The organism is Paraburkholderia fynbosensis, assembly GCF_902859935.1.
In the GTDB taxonomy this organism is placed as follows: Bacteria; Pseudomonadota; Gammaproteobacteria; order Burkholderiales; family Burkholderiaceae; genus Paraburkholderia; species Paraburkholderia fynbosensis.
The window spans coordinates 252,287-270,602 of sequence record NZ_CADIKI010000002.1 but is presented as its reverse complement, the minus strand read 5'-3'; the positions used below and the strand labels follow the sequence as shown (position 1 = coordinate 270,602).

Annotated in this window: 16 protein-coding genes; 3 read left to right on the top strand and 13 right to left on the bottom strand. The window is 64.2% G+C overall.

Going from position 1 to position 18,316, the window contains the following annotated elements; translation table 11 throughout:
- Positions 1 to 23 precede the first annotated feature (23 nt).
- From HV770_RS04210 to HV770_RS04180, 7 genes are all read right to left on the bottom strand, one after another.
- Positions 24 to 761, bottom strand: coding sequence for an SDR family oxidoreductase (locus HV770_RS04210; protein ID WP_175158234.1), 738 nt, complete (start codon positions 759 to 761; stop codon positions 24 to 26).
- A complete protein-coding gene (locus HV770_RS04205; protein ID WP_175158233.1) occupies positions 758 to 2,302 on the bottom strand; it encodes an FGGY-family carbohydrate kinase in 1,545 nt (514 codons plus the stop codon). The genes HV770_RS04210 and HV770_RS04205 overlap by 4 nt, the downstream gene beginning before the upstream one ends.
- An 82-nt stretch (positions 2,303 to 2,384) precedes the next feature.
- On the bottom strand, positions 2,385 to 3,473 hold the full coding sequence (locus tag HV770_RS04200) for an alcohol dehydrogenase catalytic domain-containing protein (RefSeq protein WP_175158232.1): 1,089 nt from the start codon (positions 3,471 to 3,473) through the stop codon (positions 2,385 to 2,387).
- Between the two features lie 46 nt (positions 3,474 to 3,519).
- Positions 3,520 to 4,527, bottom strand: coding sequence for an ABC transporter permease (locus tag HV770_RS04195; RefSeq protein ID WP_175158231.1), 1,008 nt, complete (start codon positions 4,525 to 4,527; stop codon positions 3,520 to 3,522).
- A complete protein-coding gene (locus HV770_RS04190; RefSeq protein ID WP_175158230.1) occupies positions 4,514 to 6,034 on the bottom strand; it encodes a sugar ABC transporter ATP-binding protein in 1,521 nt (506 codons plus the stop codon). The genes HV770_RS04195 and HV770_RS04190 overlap by 14 nt, the downstream gene beginning before the upstream one ends.
- A gap of 59 nt (positions 6,035 to 6,093) precedes the next feature.
- Positions 6,094 to 7,047 (bottom strand): ABC transporter substrate-binding protein, encoded by a 954-nt coding sequence (locus HV770_RS04185; protein WP_175158229.1) that lies wholly within the window; start codon positions 7,045 to 7,047, stop codon positions 6,094 to 6,096.
- A gap of 138 nt (positions 7,048 to 7,185) precedes the next feature.
- Entirely contained in the window at positions 7,186 to 8,166 is a 981-nt protein-coding gene (locus HV770_RS04180) for an AraC family transcriptional regulator (RefSeq protein ID WP_175158228.1), read from the bottom strand.
- Positions 8,167 to 8,592: 426 nt separating this feature from the next.
- On the opposite strand from HV770_RS04180, the gene dalD reads away from it, so the two are divergent.
- The 3 genes from dalD to HV770_RS04165 all read left to right on the top strand — a co-directional run bounded on the left by dalD (position 8,593) and on the right by HV770_RS04165 (position 12,631).
- Positions 8,593 to 10,002 carry a D-arabinitol 4-dehydrogenase gene (gene dalD / locus HV770_RS04175; protein WP_175158227.1) on the top strand — a complete coding sequence of 470 codons (1,410 nt, stop codon included), beginning with the start codon at positions 8,593 to 8,595 and terminating at the stop codon, positions 10,000 to 10,002.
- A gap of 118 nt (positions 10,003 to 10,120) precedes the next feature.
- Complete coding sequence (xylB, locus tag HV770_RS04170; protein WP_175158226.1) at positions 10,121 to 11,602, top strand: xylulokinase; 1,482 nt, start codon at positions 10,121 to 10,123, stop codon at positions 11,600 to 11,602.
- Positions 11,603 to 11,683: 81 nt separating this feature from the next.
- On the top strand, positions 11,684 to 12,631 hold the full coding sequence (locus HV770_RS04165; RefSeq protein ID WP_175158225.1) for a sugar-binding transcriptional regulator: 948 nt from the start codon (positions 11,684 to 11,686) through the stop codon (positions 12,629 to 12,631).
- A gap of 25 nt (positions 12,632 to 12,656) precedes the next feature.
- On the opposite strand, the gene HV770_RS04160 is transcribed toward HV770_RS04165, so the two are convergent.
- From HV770_RS04160 to HV770_RS04135, 6 genes are all read right to left on the bottom strand, one after another.
- Positions 12,657 to 12,953, bottom strand: coding sequence for a DUF1330 domain-containing protein (locus HV770_RS04160; protein ID WP_175158224.1), 297 nt, complete (start codon positions 12,951 to 12,953; stop codon positions 12,657 to 12,659).
- 58 nt (positions 12,954 to 13,011) lie between these two features.
- Positions 13,012 to 14,121 carry an ABC transporter ATP-binding protein gene (locus HV770_RS04155; protein WP_175158223.1) on the bottom strand — a complete coding sequence of 370 codons (1,110 nt, stop codon included), beginning with the start codon at positions 14,119 to 14,121 and terminating at the stop codon, positions 13,012 to 13,014.
- A gap of 109 nt (positions 14,122 to 14,230) precedes the next feature.
- Entirely contained in the window at positions 14,231 to 14,944 is a 714-nt protein-coding gene (locus tag HV770_RS04150) for an HAD family hydrolase (RefSeq protein WP_175158222.1), read from the bottom strand.
- Positions 14,941 to 15,774: a carbohydrate ABC transporter permease gene (locus tag HV770_RS04145; protein ID WP_246290716.1), complete on the bottom strand. Its 834-nt coding sequence runs from the start codon at positions 15,772 to 15,774 to the stop codon at positions 14,941 to 14,943. The genes HV770_RS04150 and HV770_RS04145 overlap by 4 nt, the downstream gene beginning before the upstream one ends.
- A gap of 38 nt (positions 15,775 to 15,812) precedes the next feature.
- Positions 15,813 to 16,748: a carbohydrate ABC transporter permease gene (locus tag HV770_RS04140; RefSeq protein ID WP_175158220.1), complete on the bottom strand. Its 936-nt coding sequence runs from the start codon at positions 16,746 to 16,748 to the stop codon at positions 15,813 to 15,815.
- A gap of 174 nt (positions 16,749 to 16,922) precedes the next feature.
- Complete coding sequence (locus HV770_RS04135) at positions 16,923 to 18,245, bottom strand: ABC transporter substrate-binding protein (RefSeq protein ID WP_175158219.1); 1,323 nt, start codon at positions 18,243 to 18,245, stop codon at positions 16,923 to 16,925.
- Positions 18,246 to 18,316 lie beyond the last annotated feature (71 nt).

Sequence of the window (18,316 nt, the reverse complement as noted above, 5' to 3'; positions counted from 1 at the left end):
TGCCGCGCTCGCGCGGCAACGGTTCACCTCGCCGTATATCCGCCGTCGATGGGCAAGCAGATGCCGCTGATCATCGAGGCCGCGTCGCTCAACAGAAACATGATCGGCGCGGCAACCTCTTCGGACTGCGCAAAGCGCCGCAAGGGAATCGCCCGCAACGCAGGATCACGTTTCGCGGGATCGCTCCACGCCTGCACCGCCATCGGCGTCAACGTGACGGTCGGATTCACGCTGTTCACGCGAATCCCGAACGGCCCCAGCTCGATGCACAGCGCTCGCGTCACCGCATCGAGCGCCGCTTTCGACGCCGAGTAGCTCAGATGATCGTCGAGCGCCACGAGCGCGGCCTGACTCGACACGTTGACGATACTGCCAGCGCGTTTCGCCTCGATCATCCCACGCGCCACGTGCTTCGCCACCAGCACGGCGCCGCGCGTATTCACCGCCATCACGCGATCGAAACTCGCCGCGGTGGTGTCCACCGCGCGCTCGAGCAACGCGATGCCCGCGCAATTCACTAGCCCGTCGAACACATCGATAGAGGCCAACGCATCGTCGATCGCGGCTTCGTCGCTCACGTCCAGCGTCAACGGCTCGCAGCCGGTTTCCTCGGCCAGCCGCGCCAGTTCGTTCACGTTGCGCGCGGTGGCCACCACCGCCGCGCCCGCTGCGCACAACGCTTCGACGGTTGCGCGGCCAATCCCGCTGGAAGCGCCCGTGACAAGAATCGAGCGGCCGGAAAAATCGAAGTTAGCATTCATGATGATTGCAACCGATGCATGACCGGCTTCAAGGCCGGGTACAAATCCTTATAAACGCCGAAGCGCTGCTCGTACAACACCATCCGCGCCGCATCGGGCTGCGCGCGTTCGATCAGGTTGACCCAGCCGCCCTGGGCCGCCTCGCGCGAAACCATCCCAACGCCCACCGCCGCGAGCAACGCCGCGCCCATCGCCGCCTCCACGTCCTGTTCGATCGTGTAGACCGGATAACCGGTGATGTCCGCGATGATCTGCATCCACAGGTCCGAATGCGCGGCGCCGCCGACCACGATCAACTTGTCGTCGAGCGATTGCGCGCCCTCGCGTCCCGCCTCGATGTTGTGCTTCAGCGCGAACGACACACCCTCCAGCACCGCGCGATACAGATGCGCGCGGGTGTGAAACAGGCTCAGCCCGACGAACGCCCCGCTGGCCTTCGCGTCCCACACCGGGCTACGCTCGCCCATCAGGTACGGCAGGAACATCACGCCGTCCGAGCCGGCCGGCACCTTGGCGGCGCTCTCTTCGAGCAGACGATGCGGATCGCCATGCGGCGTCGCGCGCGCAGCTTCGATTTCGGCATGGCAGAACTGCTCACGAAACCACGTGACCGATGCGCCCGCCGTAATCGCGCCGCCGAATACATAGATATCGTGCAGCCCGTTGAATACGTGAGGCATGCTGACCAATCCGTGCCGTGCGTCGACGCTCTGGTTGATATAGCCCCAGCACATGCTCGTGCCGATCATCGCGACATGCTGGCCGGCGCGCGTCACGCCGGCCGCGAACGTCGCCATCGCGGCATCCACGCCACCCGCGACGATCGCCGTGCCCGCGTCCAGCCCAAGCTGTTCGGTCCATTGCGACAGCAGCCCGCCGACCACGTCCGACGATTCGACCAGCCGCTCCGGCATCATGGTCGCGGGAATGCCTAGCATGTCGAGCGTTTCGTCCGACCAGTCGCGCTTCGCGATATCGTAGACCCCGCCGATATTGCCGGCAGAACTGTGATCGACGGCCACTTCGCCGGTCAGCATGTAGATCACATACGCGTTCGGCGGCAGGAAAAAGCGCGTTCGCGCCCAGACGTCCGGCTCGCGATCGCGCAGCCACAGCATCTTCGTGTAGCCGTAGTAGCTGTCCACGCCGTTGCCGGTGATCGTATAAAGCCGTTCGAGATCGACATTGCCGCGCACCCACTCGACCTGCGCAGTCGCGCGGCGATCCATCCAGATCAGACAGGGCGCGAGCGGCCGCATGTCGCTATCGACGGGAATGCCCGAGCCGCCGTACAGGCTGCTCACGCAGAGCGCCTTGATCGAACTCGCGGCGATGCCGGCCTGTTTCGCCGCGCCGACGCATGCGGCGACGCACTCCACCACCGCCTTCAACCACACCGCGGGCCATTGTTCGGCCCACAGCGGTTTGGGCGTATCCGGCTGATAGCTCGACGCATGCTGCGCGACGATCGCGCCATGCTGATCGACCAGCAGTGCCTTGGTGCTCTGCGTGCCGATATCGACGCCGATGACGTAGTTCATACAGTCTCCGTTTTATATGCGGCCTGTCATGCGCCGACGGCCGCGTCGCGTTCGCCTTGGCGTTCGTGCCCGCGTAGCGCGCTCACGCGCGCGGCTTCATCAGCACCTTGATCGAATCGAGCGAGTTCGCGACCTTGATCGCCTCGTCCCACTCTTCCAGCGAAAAGCCATGCGTGACGATACCCTTCGACGTCACGAGTCCGCGCGCGAGCAGATCGATCGCAATCGGATAGCAGTACGGTCCGAGATGCGCGCCGCGCACGTCGAGCTCCTTGCGGTCTCCGATCACCGACCAGTCCAGCGTCGTATCCGCGCCGAACACCGAAAACTCGACGAAGCGCCCGAGCTTGCGAATCAGGTCCATCCCCTGGTTCACGCCGATCGGCGCGCCGGTGGTTTCAATGTACACGTCGCAGCCGTAGCCGTCTGTGAGCGAGTGGATGATGGCGAGCGCGTCGTCCTTCTGCGGATTGATCGTCACGTCCGCGCCGTATTCGCGTGCGAGCGCGAGACGTTCTTCGACGAGGTCGATCACGACCAGCTTCTTCGGCGTCTTCAGATGCGCGACCTGCGTCATCATCAGACCGAGCGGACCGGCGCCCGCGATCACCACCAAGTCGTCGAGTTGCAGTTCGCCGCGATTGACCGTGTGAATCGCGCACGCAAGCGGCTCGATGATCGCGGCGTCTTCGAGCGAGATGCCGTCGGGAATCTTGTGGACGATCGCCGTCGGCGGAATGCGCATGTACTCGGCCATGCCGCCGTCCGCGACTTCGCGCTGGAAGCCGAAAATATTGTGCACCTCGCACATCCAGTACTGACCGGATTTGCAATAACGGCATTTGCCGCAAGGCACGATCTGTTCGGCGATCACGCGCTCGCCCTTCTTCACGCCGAAGTGTTCGGCCGCCCCTTCGCCGATCTCCTCGACGTAGCCGAAGAATTCGTGCCCCGGGATCACCGGCGCTTTCACCCACGGACTCGGGCCGCCCCAGAACATCTTGGCGCCCGAATGGCATTTGCAGTCGCTCGCGCAGATGCCGCAAGCAGCGATGCGAATCACGAGTTCATGCGCGCGGGCCTGCGGCTTCGACACCTGCTCGACGCGATAGTCTTTCGGTGCATGACAGACGATGGCGGTCATGTTCTGCTTGTCGGATTGAGTCGTCATGGCGTGGTCCTGCGAAAAGGAAGAAAAGGAAGGTCAGTGGAAAGCATTACTTTCTACGGTCGCGGCTGATGTAGATCGCGAGCAGAATGATTCCGCCCTTGATCACGTTCTGCACATACGGATTCACGCCGACCATGTTCAGACCATTGTTCAGTACACCGAGCAATAGCGCGCCGATCAACGTGCCGATGATCGAGCCGCGTCCACCAGAAATCGACGTGCCACCCATCACGACGGCGGCGATCGCGTCGAGTTCGAAGCCGACGCCCGCGTTCGGCTGACCGCTCATCAACCGCGCGGTCAGCACGATGGCGGCGAATGCGGACGTCAGACCCGCAATCGTGTAGACGATCAGCTTCACGCGCGCGACACGCACGCCGGACAGACGCGTCGCCTGTTCGTTGCCACCGATCGCGTAGACGTAGCGCCCAAACGGCATGCGCTCGAGCAGCACCCACGCGATCACATAGATCACCGCCATGATGACGACCGGCGCCTGGACGCCGAGAATCTTGCCGCTGCCGAAGAAGCTGACCCATTCGGGCAAACCGTCGATCGGATAACCGCCCGTGTAGATCAGCGCGAGACCGCGAGCGATGCCCATCGTCGCGAGCGTGACGATGATCGGCGGCATACCGGCATATGCGACGAAAAACCCATTGGCCGCGCCGAAGCCGAGCCCGACCGCGACGCCGACCGCGAGCGCGGCTACCGCGTTCATTCCTGCGACCATCAGACCGGCGGCGAGCGTGCCCGCGAGCGCCATCACCGAGCCGACCGAGAGATCGATGCCGCCCGTCAGAATCACGCAGGTCATGCCCACCGCGATGATCGCGTTGATCGACACCTGGCGCAGCACGTTCTCGATGTTCGCGCCGGAGAGAAAGCTGTCGCTCGCGAACACCATCACGATGCAGACCACCAGCAGGCCGATGAACGGATAGAACAACGTCGAGCGTTTCAGCGCGGCCCAGGTGAAGCGCACTGGCGCGCCTGGGGTATCGCTGCTAACAGTGGACGTCTTGGGCGGCGAAGAAGGATTAGGCGTGTTCATGAGTTGCTCCAAGCGAGCCCGCGGTCGCATAGGTCATCACGGCGTTCGAGTTGATCGCGTCGCCTTCGAGCATCGCTTCGATGCGGCCCTGCCGGAACACGGCGACGCGGTCGCACATGCCGACGATTTCCGGCAGTTCGGACGAGATCATGATGATCGAGTAGCCGCGCGCGGTGAGTTCGCGCATCAGCAGATAGATTTCGGCCTTCGCGCCAACGTCGATGCCGCGCGTCGGTTCGTCGAAGATCAGGATGTTGGTGTGGTGGTTCAGCCAGCGCGCGATCACCACCTTCTGTTGATTGCCGCCCGAGAGGGTCGAGACTTCGGTGTGCATGGTCGGCGCCTTCACGCCCACGCGCTTCATGATGTCGGCGGTGGCCCGTGCTTCGCCGCGCTGGTCGATGAAAAAGCGCAGCGAGCGATACTTGCCGAGGTTGTTGATCGAGATGTTCTGCTTGATCGAAAAATCCGTGATCAGGCCTTCGGTCTTGCGGCTCTCCGGCAGGATGCCCACACCGGCGCGCAACGCGTCGGCGGGATCGGCCAGCTTCGCAGCCGCGCCGTTGATGCGAATCTCCTTCGCATAGGCCGAGTCTGCACCGATCACCGCGAGCGCGGTTTCCGTGCGCCCCGAGCCGACCAGCCCGGCGAAACCGAGAATCTCGCCTTCACGCAGCGTGAATTTGAGCACGGGGCTGTCCTTGAGCAATTGCAGCCTGTCGACGTCCAGCACGATCTTCGCGTCGGCGCGCAACGCCGGCTTCGGCGGAAAGCTGCTTTCGATACGGCGCCCGACCATCATCTCGACAAGCCGTCCCACGTCGGACTGCGCGACCTCGGTCATGCCGACGTACTGGCCGTCGCGCAGCACCGTGATGCGGTCGCACACTTCGAAGATCTCTTCGAGGTGGTGCGAGATGAAGATCATCGCGACGCCCTGCTTCTTCAGATCGCGCATGATCGCGAACAGATGCTCGGCCTCGGCGGGCGTGAGCGTCGCGGTCGGCTCATCCAGAATCAGAATGCGCGCCTCCAGCGACAACGCCTTGCCGATTTCGACGAACTGCTGCTGCGCCACTGAGAGTTCGCGAATCGGCACCGACAGATCGATCGCCACGCCGAGCCGCTCGAAAATCGCGGCCGCCGCGCGCCGCATCTTGCCGCGCTCGAGCAGACCCAGCCCGTTCTTCAATTCGCGGCCGAGGAACATGTTCTCCACCGCGTTCAGATACGGAATCAGGCTGAATTCCTGAAACACGATGCCGACGCCCGCAGCCACCGCATCGTGATAGTTCGTGAAATGGCGCGCTTCGCCGTCGATCGTGATCGTGCCTTCATCCGGCTGATAGATGCCGCACAGGATTTTCATCAGCGTCGATTTGCCGGCGCCGTTCTCACCAAGCAGCGCGTGAATCTCGCCGCGCGCGATCTGCAGGTGAATGCCTTGCAACGCCTTCACGCCGGGAAAGCTTTTGGTGATGTTGTCGAGCTTGAGAATGGTGTCCATCGGGCGCTCCTGTGCCGCCCGTCGCCGCGCTTCAATGCGTGCGGCAACGGGCGTTCGCGTTACCAGCTGAAGCCCTTCGCATTGCTCTTGTCGATCATCTTCACGTCGACCGGAATCGCTTTCGGCACATTGGCGCCCCACTTCTTCGCGAGCGCGATGCCGAGCGCGATACGCACCTGGTCGGCCGGGAACTGCGCGGACGTTTCGACGAACTTCGAGTTCGGCTTCTGGATCGCGGCAATCGCTTCCGGCGCACCGTCGACGCTGGTCAGCTTGATGTCCTTACCCGACGCTTCGATCGCCGACAGCGCGCCCATCGACCCGCCGTCGTTGACGCTAAACACGCCCTTCAGATTCGGATGCGCCTGAATCATGTTCTCGGTGACGGACAGCGCGGTCGCACGTTCCTGCTTGCCGTTCTGCGTGTCCACGAGCTTGACGCCCGGCGCTTTCGCGAGCGCCGCCTTGCAGCCGCGCACGCGTTCGAGAATCGGCACGACCGGAATGCCGTCGAGAATCGCCACTTCGCCGCTGCCGCCAATCGACTTGGCGAGGTACTCGCACGCCATCACGCCCGCGTCATAGTTCTTCGAGCCGACGAACGAATCGACCGGGCCATTTGCATTCGCATCCACCGCGACGACCACCACGCCCGCCTTCTTCGCCGACGTCACCGCCGACTGGATGCCGGTCGAATCGGTCGGATTCACGAGCAGGATGTCGATCTTCTTTTGCAGCATATCCTCGACGTCGCTGACCTGTTTGCTCACGTCGTGATGCGCGTCGGTGACGACCACCGTTGCGCCGATCGAAGCGGCGGCGTCGTTCAACGCCTTCTGCATGGTCACGAAGTACGGGTTGTTCAGTTCCTGAAACGTCATGCCGATTTTCAGCGGTGCGGCTTGCGCAGCCGGGGCGGCGACCAGCGACAGGCCGAATGCGAGCGTCACGAGCGCCGCTGAACGACGCGCGAGGATCTGCAACGAGGCCTGCTTCGAAAGGGATTGCGTCATGGTTGTCTCCGTTATTAAAAATGAGCACGTCCCTCACGCTGTGTACGCACAGCGCGATACGTGTTGAAACGCGGTTGAGGTAAAACGCTTCGGCTGAACGCCCGGCGACGGGCTATGCAGCCGCGCACTTGCTGCTGGCTAGGTGATCGGATAGGCGGCGCCAACGTTGCGCGGCAGCCCCGGCGCGAGCACGATGGCCGGCGCGTCGTCGATGCCCGCGCCGCGCGCCGCGGCTTCCTCGGACGCGTCGCGGCTCGCGTCGTTCAGTTGCTGATAGCGGCGGAACTTCGACGGCGCCATGCCCTTCACCGCGAGGAACTGCCGGTTGAAATTCGACAGGTTGTTAAAACCCGCCTTGAAGCAGATATCGGTCACGCTCAGTTCGCCGTCGGCGAGCAACTGGCACGCGAGATTGATGCGCATCCGGTTCACGTACTGCACGAACGGCAAGCCGGTATGGCGGCGGAAATAGCGCGAGAACGCGCTGACGCTCTGCCCGGCGAGCTGCGCCAGATCCGATTCGCGCAACTCGTTCGCGAGGTTCTTGCCGATATACGACAGCACGTGATTGATACGAGTCGACGCGAAGCCGGTCGGGTCGGCCTGATAGGCGGGACTCGCGAGCGCCTCGCGATCCTCGGCATTCATCAGGATCTCCAACATCGACATGAACAGCACGAGACGGCGCAACCCGCGCGCCGTCAGCAACTCCATGAACAGCGGCTGGATCGCCGCGCTGGTGCGTGCGCCGAACGACACGCCGCGGCGCGAGTCGGCCAGCAGCGCCTCGACCTGGCGCCACTCGGGAAAGCTGTCGAGACAGCCCGACACGAACTCCTGACCGAACTGCACGACCAGGTTGCGCTGCGCGATGGTCTCGCCTTCGGGCACGTCGCTGACCCAGTTGTGCGGCAGGTTCGGGCCCATCAATACCAGATTGCCGGGCGCGAAATTGCTGATGTGATCGCCGACGAACATCTTGCCGGTCGTCGCGACGATCAGATGAATTTCGTATTCCGGATGAAAATGCCAGCGCACCGTTCGGTACGGATAGCCATGCGACCACACCTTGAACGATTCGTCGCGGCGCACGGCCACGATTTCCAGATCGGGTTGCACTGTCTGTCTCCATGAAGCGGGCCGCCGGGGGCGCCGCTGCTCTTCGTCTTGTATAGCGAAAAGTAGCCCGCAACCGCGCCGGGCACCACTAAAAATGAGACCCTAGACCAATACTTTTTTGCATTCGGGTTAGTCCCGACGCTCCCAAGGTCAAATTTGATGCAATGCAAAACGCACGGCGAGGCACGGCCGCTCGCCCGGCGACGCCTTGCCGGTCACCCGGCAAGCCCAGCCACGCCGCGCTGCGCCACAGAAAGCCGCTGACGCCGTCTTGACTTTCGTTTCGCCGGGTACGATCATTCGCTCACACACAGAGCAAATGCTCCATCAGAGAAAACGCACGCTTCGAGCGGTGCGAAAACAGCAACCATCATGGGACCGGAGTAGACGCTAAAGCGCCAACTCCGGTCGACATAGGAGACGCACATGGACACCGGGCAAGGCAGCGGCGCGGCCGCACACGTGATCCTGCACATCGGCGCGGGATCGTTTCATCGCGCGCATCAAGCGTGGTATCTGCATCGGCTGAACGAGGCGGAGCTCGCGGGCGAGCGTTGGTCGCTGACAGTCGGCAATATCCGCAGCGACATGAACGCGGTGCTCGAAGCGCTCGCCGCGCAGGACGGCGTCTATACGCTCGAAACCGTCACGCCCCAAGGCGAGCGCGTCTACGAGACGATCCGCTCGATCGAACGCGTGGTGCCGTGGACCGAAAGCCTCGACGCGCTGATCGAAGCGGGCGCCGATCCGGCCTGCAAGATCATTGCGTTCACGGTCACCGAAGGCGGCTATTACCTCGACGAACACGACCGGCTCGACACCGGCAACGCCGATCTCGCCGCCGACCTGAAAGGCGGCCACACCACCATCTACGGCGCGCTGGCGGCAATTCTGGACGCGCGCATGCAACGCGGCGCGGGTCCCGTCACGCTGCAGACTTGCGACAACCTGCGCAGCAACGGCGAGCGCTTTCACGCGGGCATGAGCGAGTTTCTCCAACGACGCGGCGCGGACCGGCTCGCGCAATGGTTCGACGACAACACCGCCTGCCCGAACTCGATGGTCGACCGCATCACGCCGCGTCCGACGCCGGACGTGCGCGAGCGCGTGAAGGCCGCGACCGGCTTCGACGACGCGTGCCCGGTGATGGGCGAAGCGTTCATCCAGTGGGTGATCGAAGACCGCTTCATCGCGGGCCGCCCCGCCTGGGAAAAGGTCGGCGCGGAACTGGTGGATTCGGTGCTGCCGTACGAGGAAGCGAAGATCCGCATTCTCAACGCGCCGCATAGCTGCATCGCGTGGGCGGGCACCTTGGTCGGGCTGAACTACATTCACGAAGGCACGCTCGACGCCGACATTCGCCAGTTCGCGTTCGACTACGTGACCGAAGACGTGATCCCGTGCCTCTCGCCGAGCCCGCTCGATCTCGCACGCTATCGCGACGTGGTGCTCGAACGCTTCAGCAATCCGTATATCCAGGACACCAATCAGCGCGTCGCGGCCGACGGCTTTTCGAAGCTGCCCGGCTTCATCGCGCCGACGCTGTCCGAGTGTTTCGAACGGGGCGTCACGCCTGCCGCGACGGCGATGCTGCCCGCGCTGTTCTTCCGCTTTCTCGAACGCTGGCACGCGGGCAAGCTGCCGTATGCGTATCAGGACGGCGTGATGGACGAGGGCGTCGCACACGGCTTCTTCGCGGCGCCCGACCCGTTGCAGGCATTCGCCGCCGACCGGCTGCTGTGGGGCAGCATGGCGCAGACGCCGGAACTGGAATCGGCGCTCGCGGGAGCGCTCGCGCGCGTCGATGTCTGGCTCGCCCGACGCGGCGCGGTTTAAGCACTCAAGTGCGCCCCGTTTCGAACCACTCACGCGCGGTGCCAGGCTTAATGCGCATGGCAGCGCGCGTCATGTGCGGCTAAAGTAGCGCATCCCTAACGACGAAGGTTTCGCGCCCATGTATCTCGGCATCGACCTCGGCACGTCCGAAGTGAAAGTTCTGCTGCTCGCCTCCGATGGACGCGTGATCGGCACTGCAGGCTCCCCCTTTACCGTTTCGCGTCCGCATCAGCGCTGGGCCGAGCAGAATCCCGAGGACTGGTGGACGGGTACGCGCTCGGCGCTCGCCGCGTTGCGCGAGCGCCATCCCGACGAGTTCGCGCAGATTCGCGGCATCGGTCTCTCGGGACAGATGCACGGCGCGGTGCTGCTCGATGCCGAGGACCGCGTGCTGCGGCCCGCGATTCTGTGGAACGACATGCGCAGCGACAAAGAGTGCGCGGAACTGACCGCGCGTGCGCCGGATCTGCATGGCGTGGCGGGCAACCTGGCGATGCCGGGTTTCACCGCGCCGAAGCTGCTGTGGGTCGCGCGCCATGAGCCGGAGATTTTCGCGCGGACCGCCTGCGTGCTGCTGCCGAAGGACTATCTGCGCCTGCAACTGACGGGCGGCAAGGTGTCCGACCCGTCGGATGCGGCCGGCACGTTGTGGCTCGATGTCGCCAAGCGCGACTGGTCGGACTCGTTGCTCGCCGCCTGCAACATGACGCGGGCGCAGATGCCGAGCCTCGCCGAAGGCAGCGCGCCGTCCGGCACGCTGCTGCCGTCGGTCGCGCGCGAATTCGGCCTGAGCGACGGCGTGATCGTCGCGGCGGGCGGCGGCGACAACGCCACCAGCGCGATCGGCATCGGCGCGACGCAACCGGGCGACGGCTTCGTGTCGCTCGGCACGTCGGGCGTGCTGTGCGTGGTCGGCGACAGTTTCCGGCCGAACCCGGCATCTGCCGTGCACGCGTTCTGTCATGCGATTCCCGATCGCTGGCATCAGATGAGCGTGGTGTTGTCGGCGGCGAGTTGTCTGCGCTGGGTCTGCAAGCTCACCTCGACCGACGAGCCCACCCTGCTCGCCGAAATCGAGGCGCTGCCCGCCGACGCGCTGAGCACCGCGCCGCTGTTCCTGCCGTATTTATCGGGTGAACGCACGCCGCACAACGACCCGTATGCGCAAGGCGTGTTCTTCGGCATGAATCACGCGACCGATCGCGCGCTGCTCGGCTATGCGGTGCTCGAAGGCGTGACGCTCGCGCTCACCGACGGGCTCGACGCGTTGCGCGCGGCCGGCACCGAGGCGAAAGCGCTGTCGCTGCTCGGCGGCGGCGCGCGCAGCGACTACTGGGCGCAGTTGCTGGCCGATGCACTCGACACCGCGACGCGCAAGCACGGCGGCGGCGAAACCGGTGCGGCGCTCGGCGCGGCGCGGCTCGGCTGGCTGGCCGCCGGCGGAGATCCGGCCACCGTGCTGAGCAAGCCGCCGATCGAAAAGGAGTTCACGCCGAATCCGCGCCGCCATGCCGAACTGCGCACGCGGCTCGAAGCGTACCGCGCGCTATATCGTCACGTGCGGCCGCTGTTCGACCCGGCGCGCGCGCCGCTCGCCTGAACTGGCGGCAGCCACGGCCGGGTGGCGCTGAGCGGCGCCGGCCGGCTGCTATCATCGGCGCACTTCAAGCGAGCCGTTACCGTGCCCAAGTCCTCAGAAAAACTAGACCTTGCTACCCGCGCCGCGTGGCTCTACTACGTCGCAGGCAATACCCAGAACGAAATCGCCGAGAAGCTGCAGGTCTCACGTCCGGTCGCGCAACGGCTCGTCGCCTTCGCGGTGGAAAAGAATCTGATTCGCGTGCGCGTCGATCACAAACTGGCCGACTGTCTGTCGCTCGCCGATCAACTGTCGAAGCGCTACGGCCTGAGCATGTGCGAAGTGGTGCCGATCGACGGCGACACGAGCGACGAAGTCGACCGCAAGCTGGCGGTGGCCGGCGCGCAGGTGATGGAGCGCTATCTCGGCGCCGAAAAACCGATGGTGGTCGCGGTGAGCAGCGGCCGCACGCTGAAGGCCGCGGTCGATCAGATCGCCCAGCTGGACCGTCCGCAGCATCGGCTGGTGTCGATGGTCGGGGCGATCGCGCAGGACGGCTCCTCGAACCGCTACGACGTCGCGCTGCACATTTCGGAAAAGACGGGCGGCAAGTATTTTCTGCTGCCCGCGCCGCTGCTTGCCGATAGCGAGGCCGAGCGTGCGCAGTGGTGCAATCACCGGCTGTACCGGATCGTCGAGTCGCTCTCGGCGCAGGCCGATGTCGCGTTCGTCGGGATCGGCAATATCGGGCCGAAATGTCCGCTGCATGAAGACGGCTTCATCACGTCGGCGGAAGTGAAGGAATTGATGCACAACGGCGCCGTGGCCGAAATGCTCGGACTGCCAATCGACGCGGCCGGCGCGCATGTCGAATCGCCCACCGGCCGGCGTGTGACGAGCATCGCGCTCGATACGCCGCCGCATCGGCCGACGATTGGTTTCGCCGGCGGCCAGCGCAAGCGTGAAGCGCTGATCGCGGTGCTCAAGGGCGGCTGGTTGTCGGGACTGGTGACCGACGAGTTGTGCGCGCGCGCCGCGTTGGAAGCATGACGCTGGCGGCAAGCGCACCGAGGCGCTAGATCTGCGGCAAACCTTCGGTGACGATGATCCGGTAATCGCCGCCCTGCAGCCGCGTTTCGCTGAGCGCCTGATACGCGGGACTGCGATACCACGCGAGTGCTTCGTCGTAGCCGGTGAATTCGAGAATGAGGATGTCTTCGAGCGCGGGCCCCTCCAGCACTTCCCTACGCCCATGGCTCGCCAGCATCACGACCGGCCGCTGGTCGAAGGTGGCCGGCGCGACCTGTTTGTATGCTTCCACCTTCGCAGGGTCGAGCGTTTTCTCGCGCGTGATGACGACGTAGGCGGACATGAGCGTTCCCCGCAGCGTGGTGGAAAGGAAAGCGGCGCGCCCGCCGCTTTCCATCGCGTCACGCGGCCAGCACTTCAACGATCTTACGCTGGAATGCTTTGCCTTCGCTGTCGAACAGATGGCAGTGCTCGGGCGTGGCGCCGAGCTTTTGCACTTCGCCCTTTGCGTGCCGTTCGAGCGGCGGAATCCGCGCGATCAGTCCGTCCGGCGCGACGCTCGATTCCGCATACAGATACGCCGCGTCGCCGAGCGATTCGACGGCCATCGTGCGGGCCGAGATGCCGTCGTCGGTCATGCCCACGTGCAGGTGTTCGGGGCGGATGCCGACCGTCACCTTGTCGCCCTGCTTGACTGAGCCCGGTTCCACCGCGACGCGTTGCGTCTCGCCGGTTTCGTAGTGCACCGTGACCCCGTCGTGGGTGACCGACTGCACGACACCTTCCATGAAGTTCATCTTCGGCGAGCCGATGAAGCCCGCGACGAAGCGGTTGGCGGGCGCGTGATACAGCATGGTCGGGCTGCCGACCTGTTCGAGATTGCCCGCCGACAGCACGACGATCTTGTCGGCCAGCGTCATCGCTTCGACCTGATCGTGCGTCACGTAGATCATCGTGGTCTTCAGCTCGTCGTGCAGACGCGCGAATTCGAGGCGCATTTTCACGCGCAACGCGGCGTCGAGGTTCGACAGCGGTTCGTCGAACAGGAACACCTTCGGCTTGCGCGTGATCGCGCGGCCGATCGCCACGCGCTGGCGCTGGCCGCCGGACAACTGCTTCGGCTTGCGATCGAGCAGATGGTCGATGTGGAGGATCTTCGCGGCGTTGCGCACGGCCGCGTCGATCTCGGGCTTCTTGGTGCCGGCGAGCTTCAGGCCGAACGCCATGTTGTCGTATAGCGTCATGTGCGGATACAGCGCGTACGACTGGAACACCATCGCGATGCCGCGCTTGGCGGGCTGCACGTCGTTCACGCGCATGCCGTCGATGGTCAGGTCGCCGCCGCTGATGTCTTCGAGACCGGCGATCATCCGCATCAAGGTCGATTTACCGCAGCCGCTCGGGCCCACGAACACGACGAACTCGCCGTCGGCGATGTCGAGGTTGATGTCGCGCATCACTTCGTTGTCGTCGTAGGCCTTTCTGATGTTGCGCAGAGTTACGCTTGCCATGATGTGTCTCCGTGTAATGCTGTGTGTGCTCTGTGTTGCAGTGTGCGTTCGATGCCTGCCCGTCGACCCTTGACCGCTCACCATTGGCCGCCGTGATCCGGGCTTTCGCTCAGGGCGCCGCCGCCGTCACGCTCAGCGTCCATTGCGCGACGATGTCCGGCAACTGCCGCATGTCGTCAAATACGTGGCGCGCGCCCGCCGCATGCAGCTTGTCGATCTGCGCGTCGCTCGCATGACCTCCGCCGATGAAACCGAGCACCGTCATGCCCGCCGCGCTCGCCGCCGTCACGCCCGTCACGCTGTCCTCGACCACGAGGCACGCGCAAGGCGCGAGCCCGAGTCCGCGCGCCGCCGCCAGATAGACGTCGGGGGCGGGCTTCGGATTCGGCACCGCGTCGGCGCAGAACAGCCGCTCGCCGAAAAAGCGCACGAGACCCGTGCGCGTCAGCACGGTTTGCACGTAAGGCCGGAAGCTGTTGCTCGCGCAGCCCTTGACGAGCGGCACCTGGGCGAGCGCAGCCTCGATGCCTTCGACCGCCGGCGCTTCGATCGCGGCGGCTTCCACCGCGCGGCGGATCGCGTCGATCTCGGCAACGCCAAGGCTTTTGCCGAGTTGCGCCGCCGTGCTCTGCAACACCTTCTCGATTCGCAGTCCGAGCAGCGGCAGCACCACCGGTTCGACGTCGGCATCGGGCCAGCGCGCTTCGAGTTCGTGCACCAGCATGCGCGCCGCGACGGCTTCGCTGTCGATCAGCACGCCGTCGCAATCGCAGATCAACGCGTAGTTGCTTGTCAACGCGCCCCCATTTGCTCCCGCCGTCATTTGACCGCCCCGAACGTGAGGCCGCGCACCAGTTGCTTCTGCGACAGCCAGCCGACGATCAGGATCGGCGCGACCGCCAGCAGCGAAGCCGCCGACAGCTTGGCCCAGAACAGCCCTTCAGGACTCGAATACGACGCGATGAACACCGTGAGCGGCGCAGCGTTCGAACTCGACAGATTGATGCTCCAGAACGCTTCGTTCCACGAAAGGATCACGAGCAGCAGCGCGGTGGATGCGAGACCGGGCAACGACATCGGCATCAGCAGATAGACGATTTCCTGCCAGGTCGCGGCGCCGTCGATGCGCCCTGCTTCGAGAATGTCGCGCGGAATTTCGGCGAAGTACGTGAACGACATCCATACCGCGATCGGCAGATTGATCAGCGTATAGACGATTACCAGACCCGACACCGTATCGAGCAGGCCGCTGTTTTTCCACAGCAGGTAGATCGGCACGAGCACGCCGACCGACGGCATCATCTTGGTCGACAGCATCCACAGCAGCACTTTCTGCGTGCGGCGCGTCGGAAAGAACGCCATCGCATACGCGGCGGGCACCGCGAGAATCAAACACAGCACGGTGACGCCCACCGAGATCAGCACCGAATTCCACGCGAACGAAAAGTAATTGCTGCGTGCGAACACTTCGCGAAAGCTCTCGAGCGTCGGCACGAAAAAGAGCGACGACGAGTACGCCTGCTGCTCGGTCTTGAATGCGGTGATCGTCATCCAGAAGATCGGGAAGAACAGCAGCAGCGCGACGAGCCAGGCGATCACGCCGGGGATAGCGCGACGGATTGCTTCGAACGGCGACTTGGTCGGCACGGTCATCGGCGTCGTCGAGGACGCCGGAGTAGAGGCAACATGGCTCATTTTTCGTACTCCCCTTTCAGGTTCTTCGCGAGCATCCGCACGAGGAAGAACGACACGATGTTGGCCAGCACGACAGCGAGAATGCCGCCGGCGGACGCGAGACCGACGTCGAACTGTTGCAGGCCCAGCGAAAAGATCAGGTATGACAGATTGGTGGTCGCAGTGCCCGGACCGCCGCCCGTGGTCGTATAGATTTCGGCGAAGATCGACAGCAGGAAAATCGTTTCCATCATCACCACCACCGCGATCGCGCGTCTCAGGTGTGGCAGCGTGATGTAGAAGAACATCGAGAACGGACCCGCGCCGTCGATGCGGGCCGCCTCTTTCTGCTCCTGATCGAGCGACTGGATCGCCGTGAACAGAATCAGGAACGCGAACGGCAGCCACTGCCACGCGACGATCATGATCACCGCCGTGAGCGGATAGACGGCGAACCAGTCGATCGGCTGCAGGCCGATCGCGCGCATGCCCTGCGCGACGAGCCCGTACACCGGATGCAGGATCATGTTCTTCCAGATCAGCGCGCTCACGGTCGGCATCACGAAGAACGGCGCGATGGCGAGCAGCCGCGCGACACCCTGGCCGTAAAACTTGCGGTCGAACAGGATCGCCATCAGTACGCCGCCGACCACCGTGATCACCAGCACCGAGACGATCAGTTCGAGCGTGTTGGCAATCGACGGCCAGAACGACGGGTCGCTCGCGAGGTAGCGGTAGTTGTCGAGGCCGGCGAAGCCGCGCAGATCCGGATTCAGCAGGTTGTAGCGCGAGAACGAAAACCAGATCGTCATCGCGAGTGGAATCGTCATCCACAGCACCAGCACGGCGACCGATGGCGACACCAGCCAGCGGGCCGAATTGGCTTGACGGATTTCGCGTTCTTTTTCGGTCTGGGGCTGGGCATGCATGAGAGGTAGGCGCAAAGGACGCATGATTGACCACCTGTTCGGTAATGCGCGGGGGCGTCCGTTTGAGCCGCACGAAACGCCGCGGCATCGTGCGACGCCACAACGCTCGCTCGCGGCCGGGACGGCCCCGCTGTGCTGCGTGAGCCGGCTGACGGGCGTCAGCCGGCGCGTGCCACGTTCTGAAGTGGCGGAGTTACGTTACTTCTGATAGCCGGCCTGCTTCACCGCGCGATCCGCGGTGGCGTTGCCCGCCGCCAGCGCCTGATCGACCGTCATCTGACCGGCGATCGCACCGGAGATGCTCTGACCGACCACGGTGCCGAACGACTGGAACTCAGGAATCCCGACGAACTGCACACCCGTGTACGGCACGGGTTTCAGTGTCGGATGTTCCGGGTCCGCCGTTTCGATCGCCTTCAGCACGAACCCGCCGAACGGTGCGGCCTTCTGGTACTCGGGGCGCGCATAGGTCGACTGTCGCGTTCCTGGCGGCACAGAGGCCCAGCCTTCATCCTTCGCGACCAGTTCGATGTATTCCTTCGACGTCGCCCACGTGATGAACTTCTTCGCCGCGTCGGGCTGCTTCGACGACTTCGGAATCGCCAGCGCCCACGCCCACAGCCAGTGCGAACCCTTCGGCGTGACCGCGATCGGCGCCGCGGCGAAACCGACCTTGTCCGCGATCTGCGATTGCTGCTTGTTGTAGAGCATGCCGGCCGCGACCGTCGCGTCGATCCACATCGCGCACTTGCCCGACGACATCAGCGTGAGGTTTTCGTTGAAGCCGTTCGAGCTTGCTCCCGGCGGGCCGTCTTTCTTCAGCAGATCGACGTAGAACGTAATCGCCTTCTTCCATTCCGGCGACGTGAGCTGTGCGTGCCACTTCTCGTCGAACCAGCGGCCGCCGAAGGTGTTCACCACCGTCGTGCCGTACGCCATGTTCTCGCCCCAGCCCGCCTTGCCGCGCAGGCAGATGCCGTACTGGCCGTTGGCTTTGTCGGTGAGCTTGTCGGCGAATTGCGCGATCTGGTCATAGGTCGGCTGGTCGGGCATTTTCAGGCCGGCCTTGTCGAACAGATCCTTGCGGTAATACGTCATCGAACTTTCCACGTAGAACGGCAACGCGTATAGCTGGCCGCCGCTCGACAGGCCGTCGCGGGCCGTCTTCACGACGTCGTTCAGATCGTAGCTGGCGGGCAGATTGGTGAGCGGCGTGAGCCAGCCGCGCTTGCCCCATTGCGGCGTTTCATAGGCGCCGATCGTCATTACGTCGAACTGGCCGCTGCCGGTGGTGATGTCGGTCGTGGCGCGCTGGCGCAGCACGTTTTCTTCGAGAATCACCCAGTTCAGCTTGATGTCCGGGTTCGCTTTTTCGAACGCGGGCGAGAGCTTCTTCAGCTCGATCATGTCCGGGTTGTTCAACGTCGCGATCGTCACCGTGGCCGCCGACGCGCTCAACGCAAAGCATGCTGCCGCGCCGGCGCTGACCGCCTTCAGCGTGGATTTGAATGCAGGTTTCATGTGTTGTCTCCTTTCTCGTGCGTTATGTGGTGCTGCGTTTGTTTTACGGAAATGGCGATGGTGCGCGCGGG

Coding starts and splice junctions, on each gene's coding strand:
- HV770_RS04210 (WP_175158234.1), bottom strand. CDS start 761: ATGAATGCTAACTTCGATTTTTCCGGCCGCTCGATTCTTGTCACGGGC.
- HV770_RS04205 (WP_175158233.1), bottom strand. CDS start 2,302: ATGAACTACGTCATCGGCGTCGATATCGGCACGCAGAGCACCAAGGCA.
- HV770_RS04200 (WP_175158232.1), bottom strand. CDS start 3,473: ATGACGACTCAATCCGACAAGCAGAACATGACCGCCATCGTCTGTCAT.
- HV770_RS04195 (WP_175158231.1), bottom strand. CDS start 4,527: ATGAACACGCCTAATCCTTCTTCGCCGCCCAAGACGTCCACTGTTAGC.
- HV770_RS04190 (WP_175158230.1), bottom strand. CDS start 6,034: ATGGACACCATTCTCAAGCTCGACAACATCACCAAAAGCTTTCCCGGC.
- HV770_RS04185 (WP_175158229.1), bottom strand. CDS start 7,047: ATGACGCAATCCCTTTCGAAGCAGGCCTCGTTGCAGATCCTCGCGCGT.
- dalD (WP_175158227.1), top strand. CDS start 8,593: ATGGACACCGGGCAAGGCAGCGGCGCGGCCGCACACGTGATCCTGCAC.
- xylB (WP_175158226.1), top strand. CDS start 10,121: ATGTATCTCGGCATCGACCTCGGCACGTCCGAAGTGAAAGTTCTGCTG.
- HV770_RS04160 (WP_175158224.1), bottom strand. CDS start 12,953: ATGTCCGCCTACGTCGTCATCACGCGCGAGAAAACGCTCGACCCTGCG.
- HV770_RS04155 (WP_175158223.1), bottom strand. CDS start 14,121: ATGGCAAGCGTAACTCTGCGCAACATCAGAAAGGCCTACGACGACAAC.
- HV770_RS04150 (WP_175158222.1), bottom strand. CDS start 14,944: ATGACGGCGGGAGCAAATGGGGGCGCGTTGACAAGCAACTACGCGTTG.
- HV770_RS04145 (WP_246290716.1), bottom strand. CDS start 15,774: ATGACCGTGCCGACCAAGTCGCCGTTCGAAGCAATCCGTCGCGCTATC.
- HV770_RS04140 (WP_175158220.1), bottom strand. CDS start 16,748: ATGCGTCCTTTGCGCCTACCTCTCATGCATGCCCAGCCCCAGACCGAA.
- HV770_RS04135 (WP_175158219.1), bottom strand. CDS start 18,245: ATGAAACCTGCATTCAAATCCACGCTGAAGGCGGTCAGCGCCGGCGCG.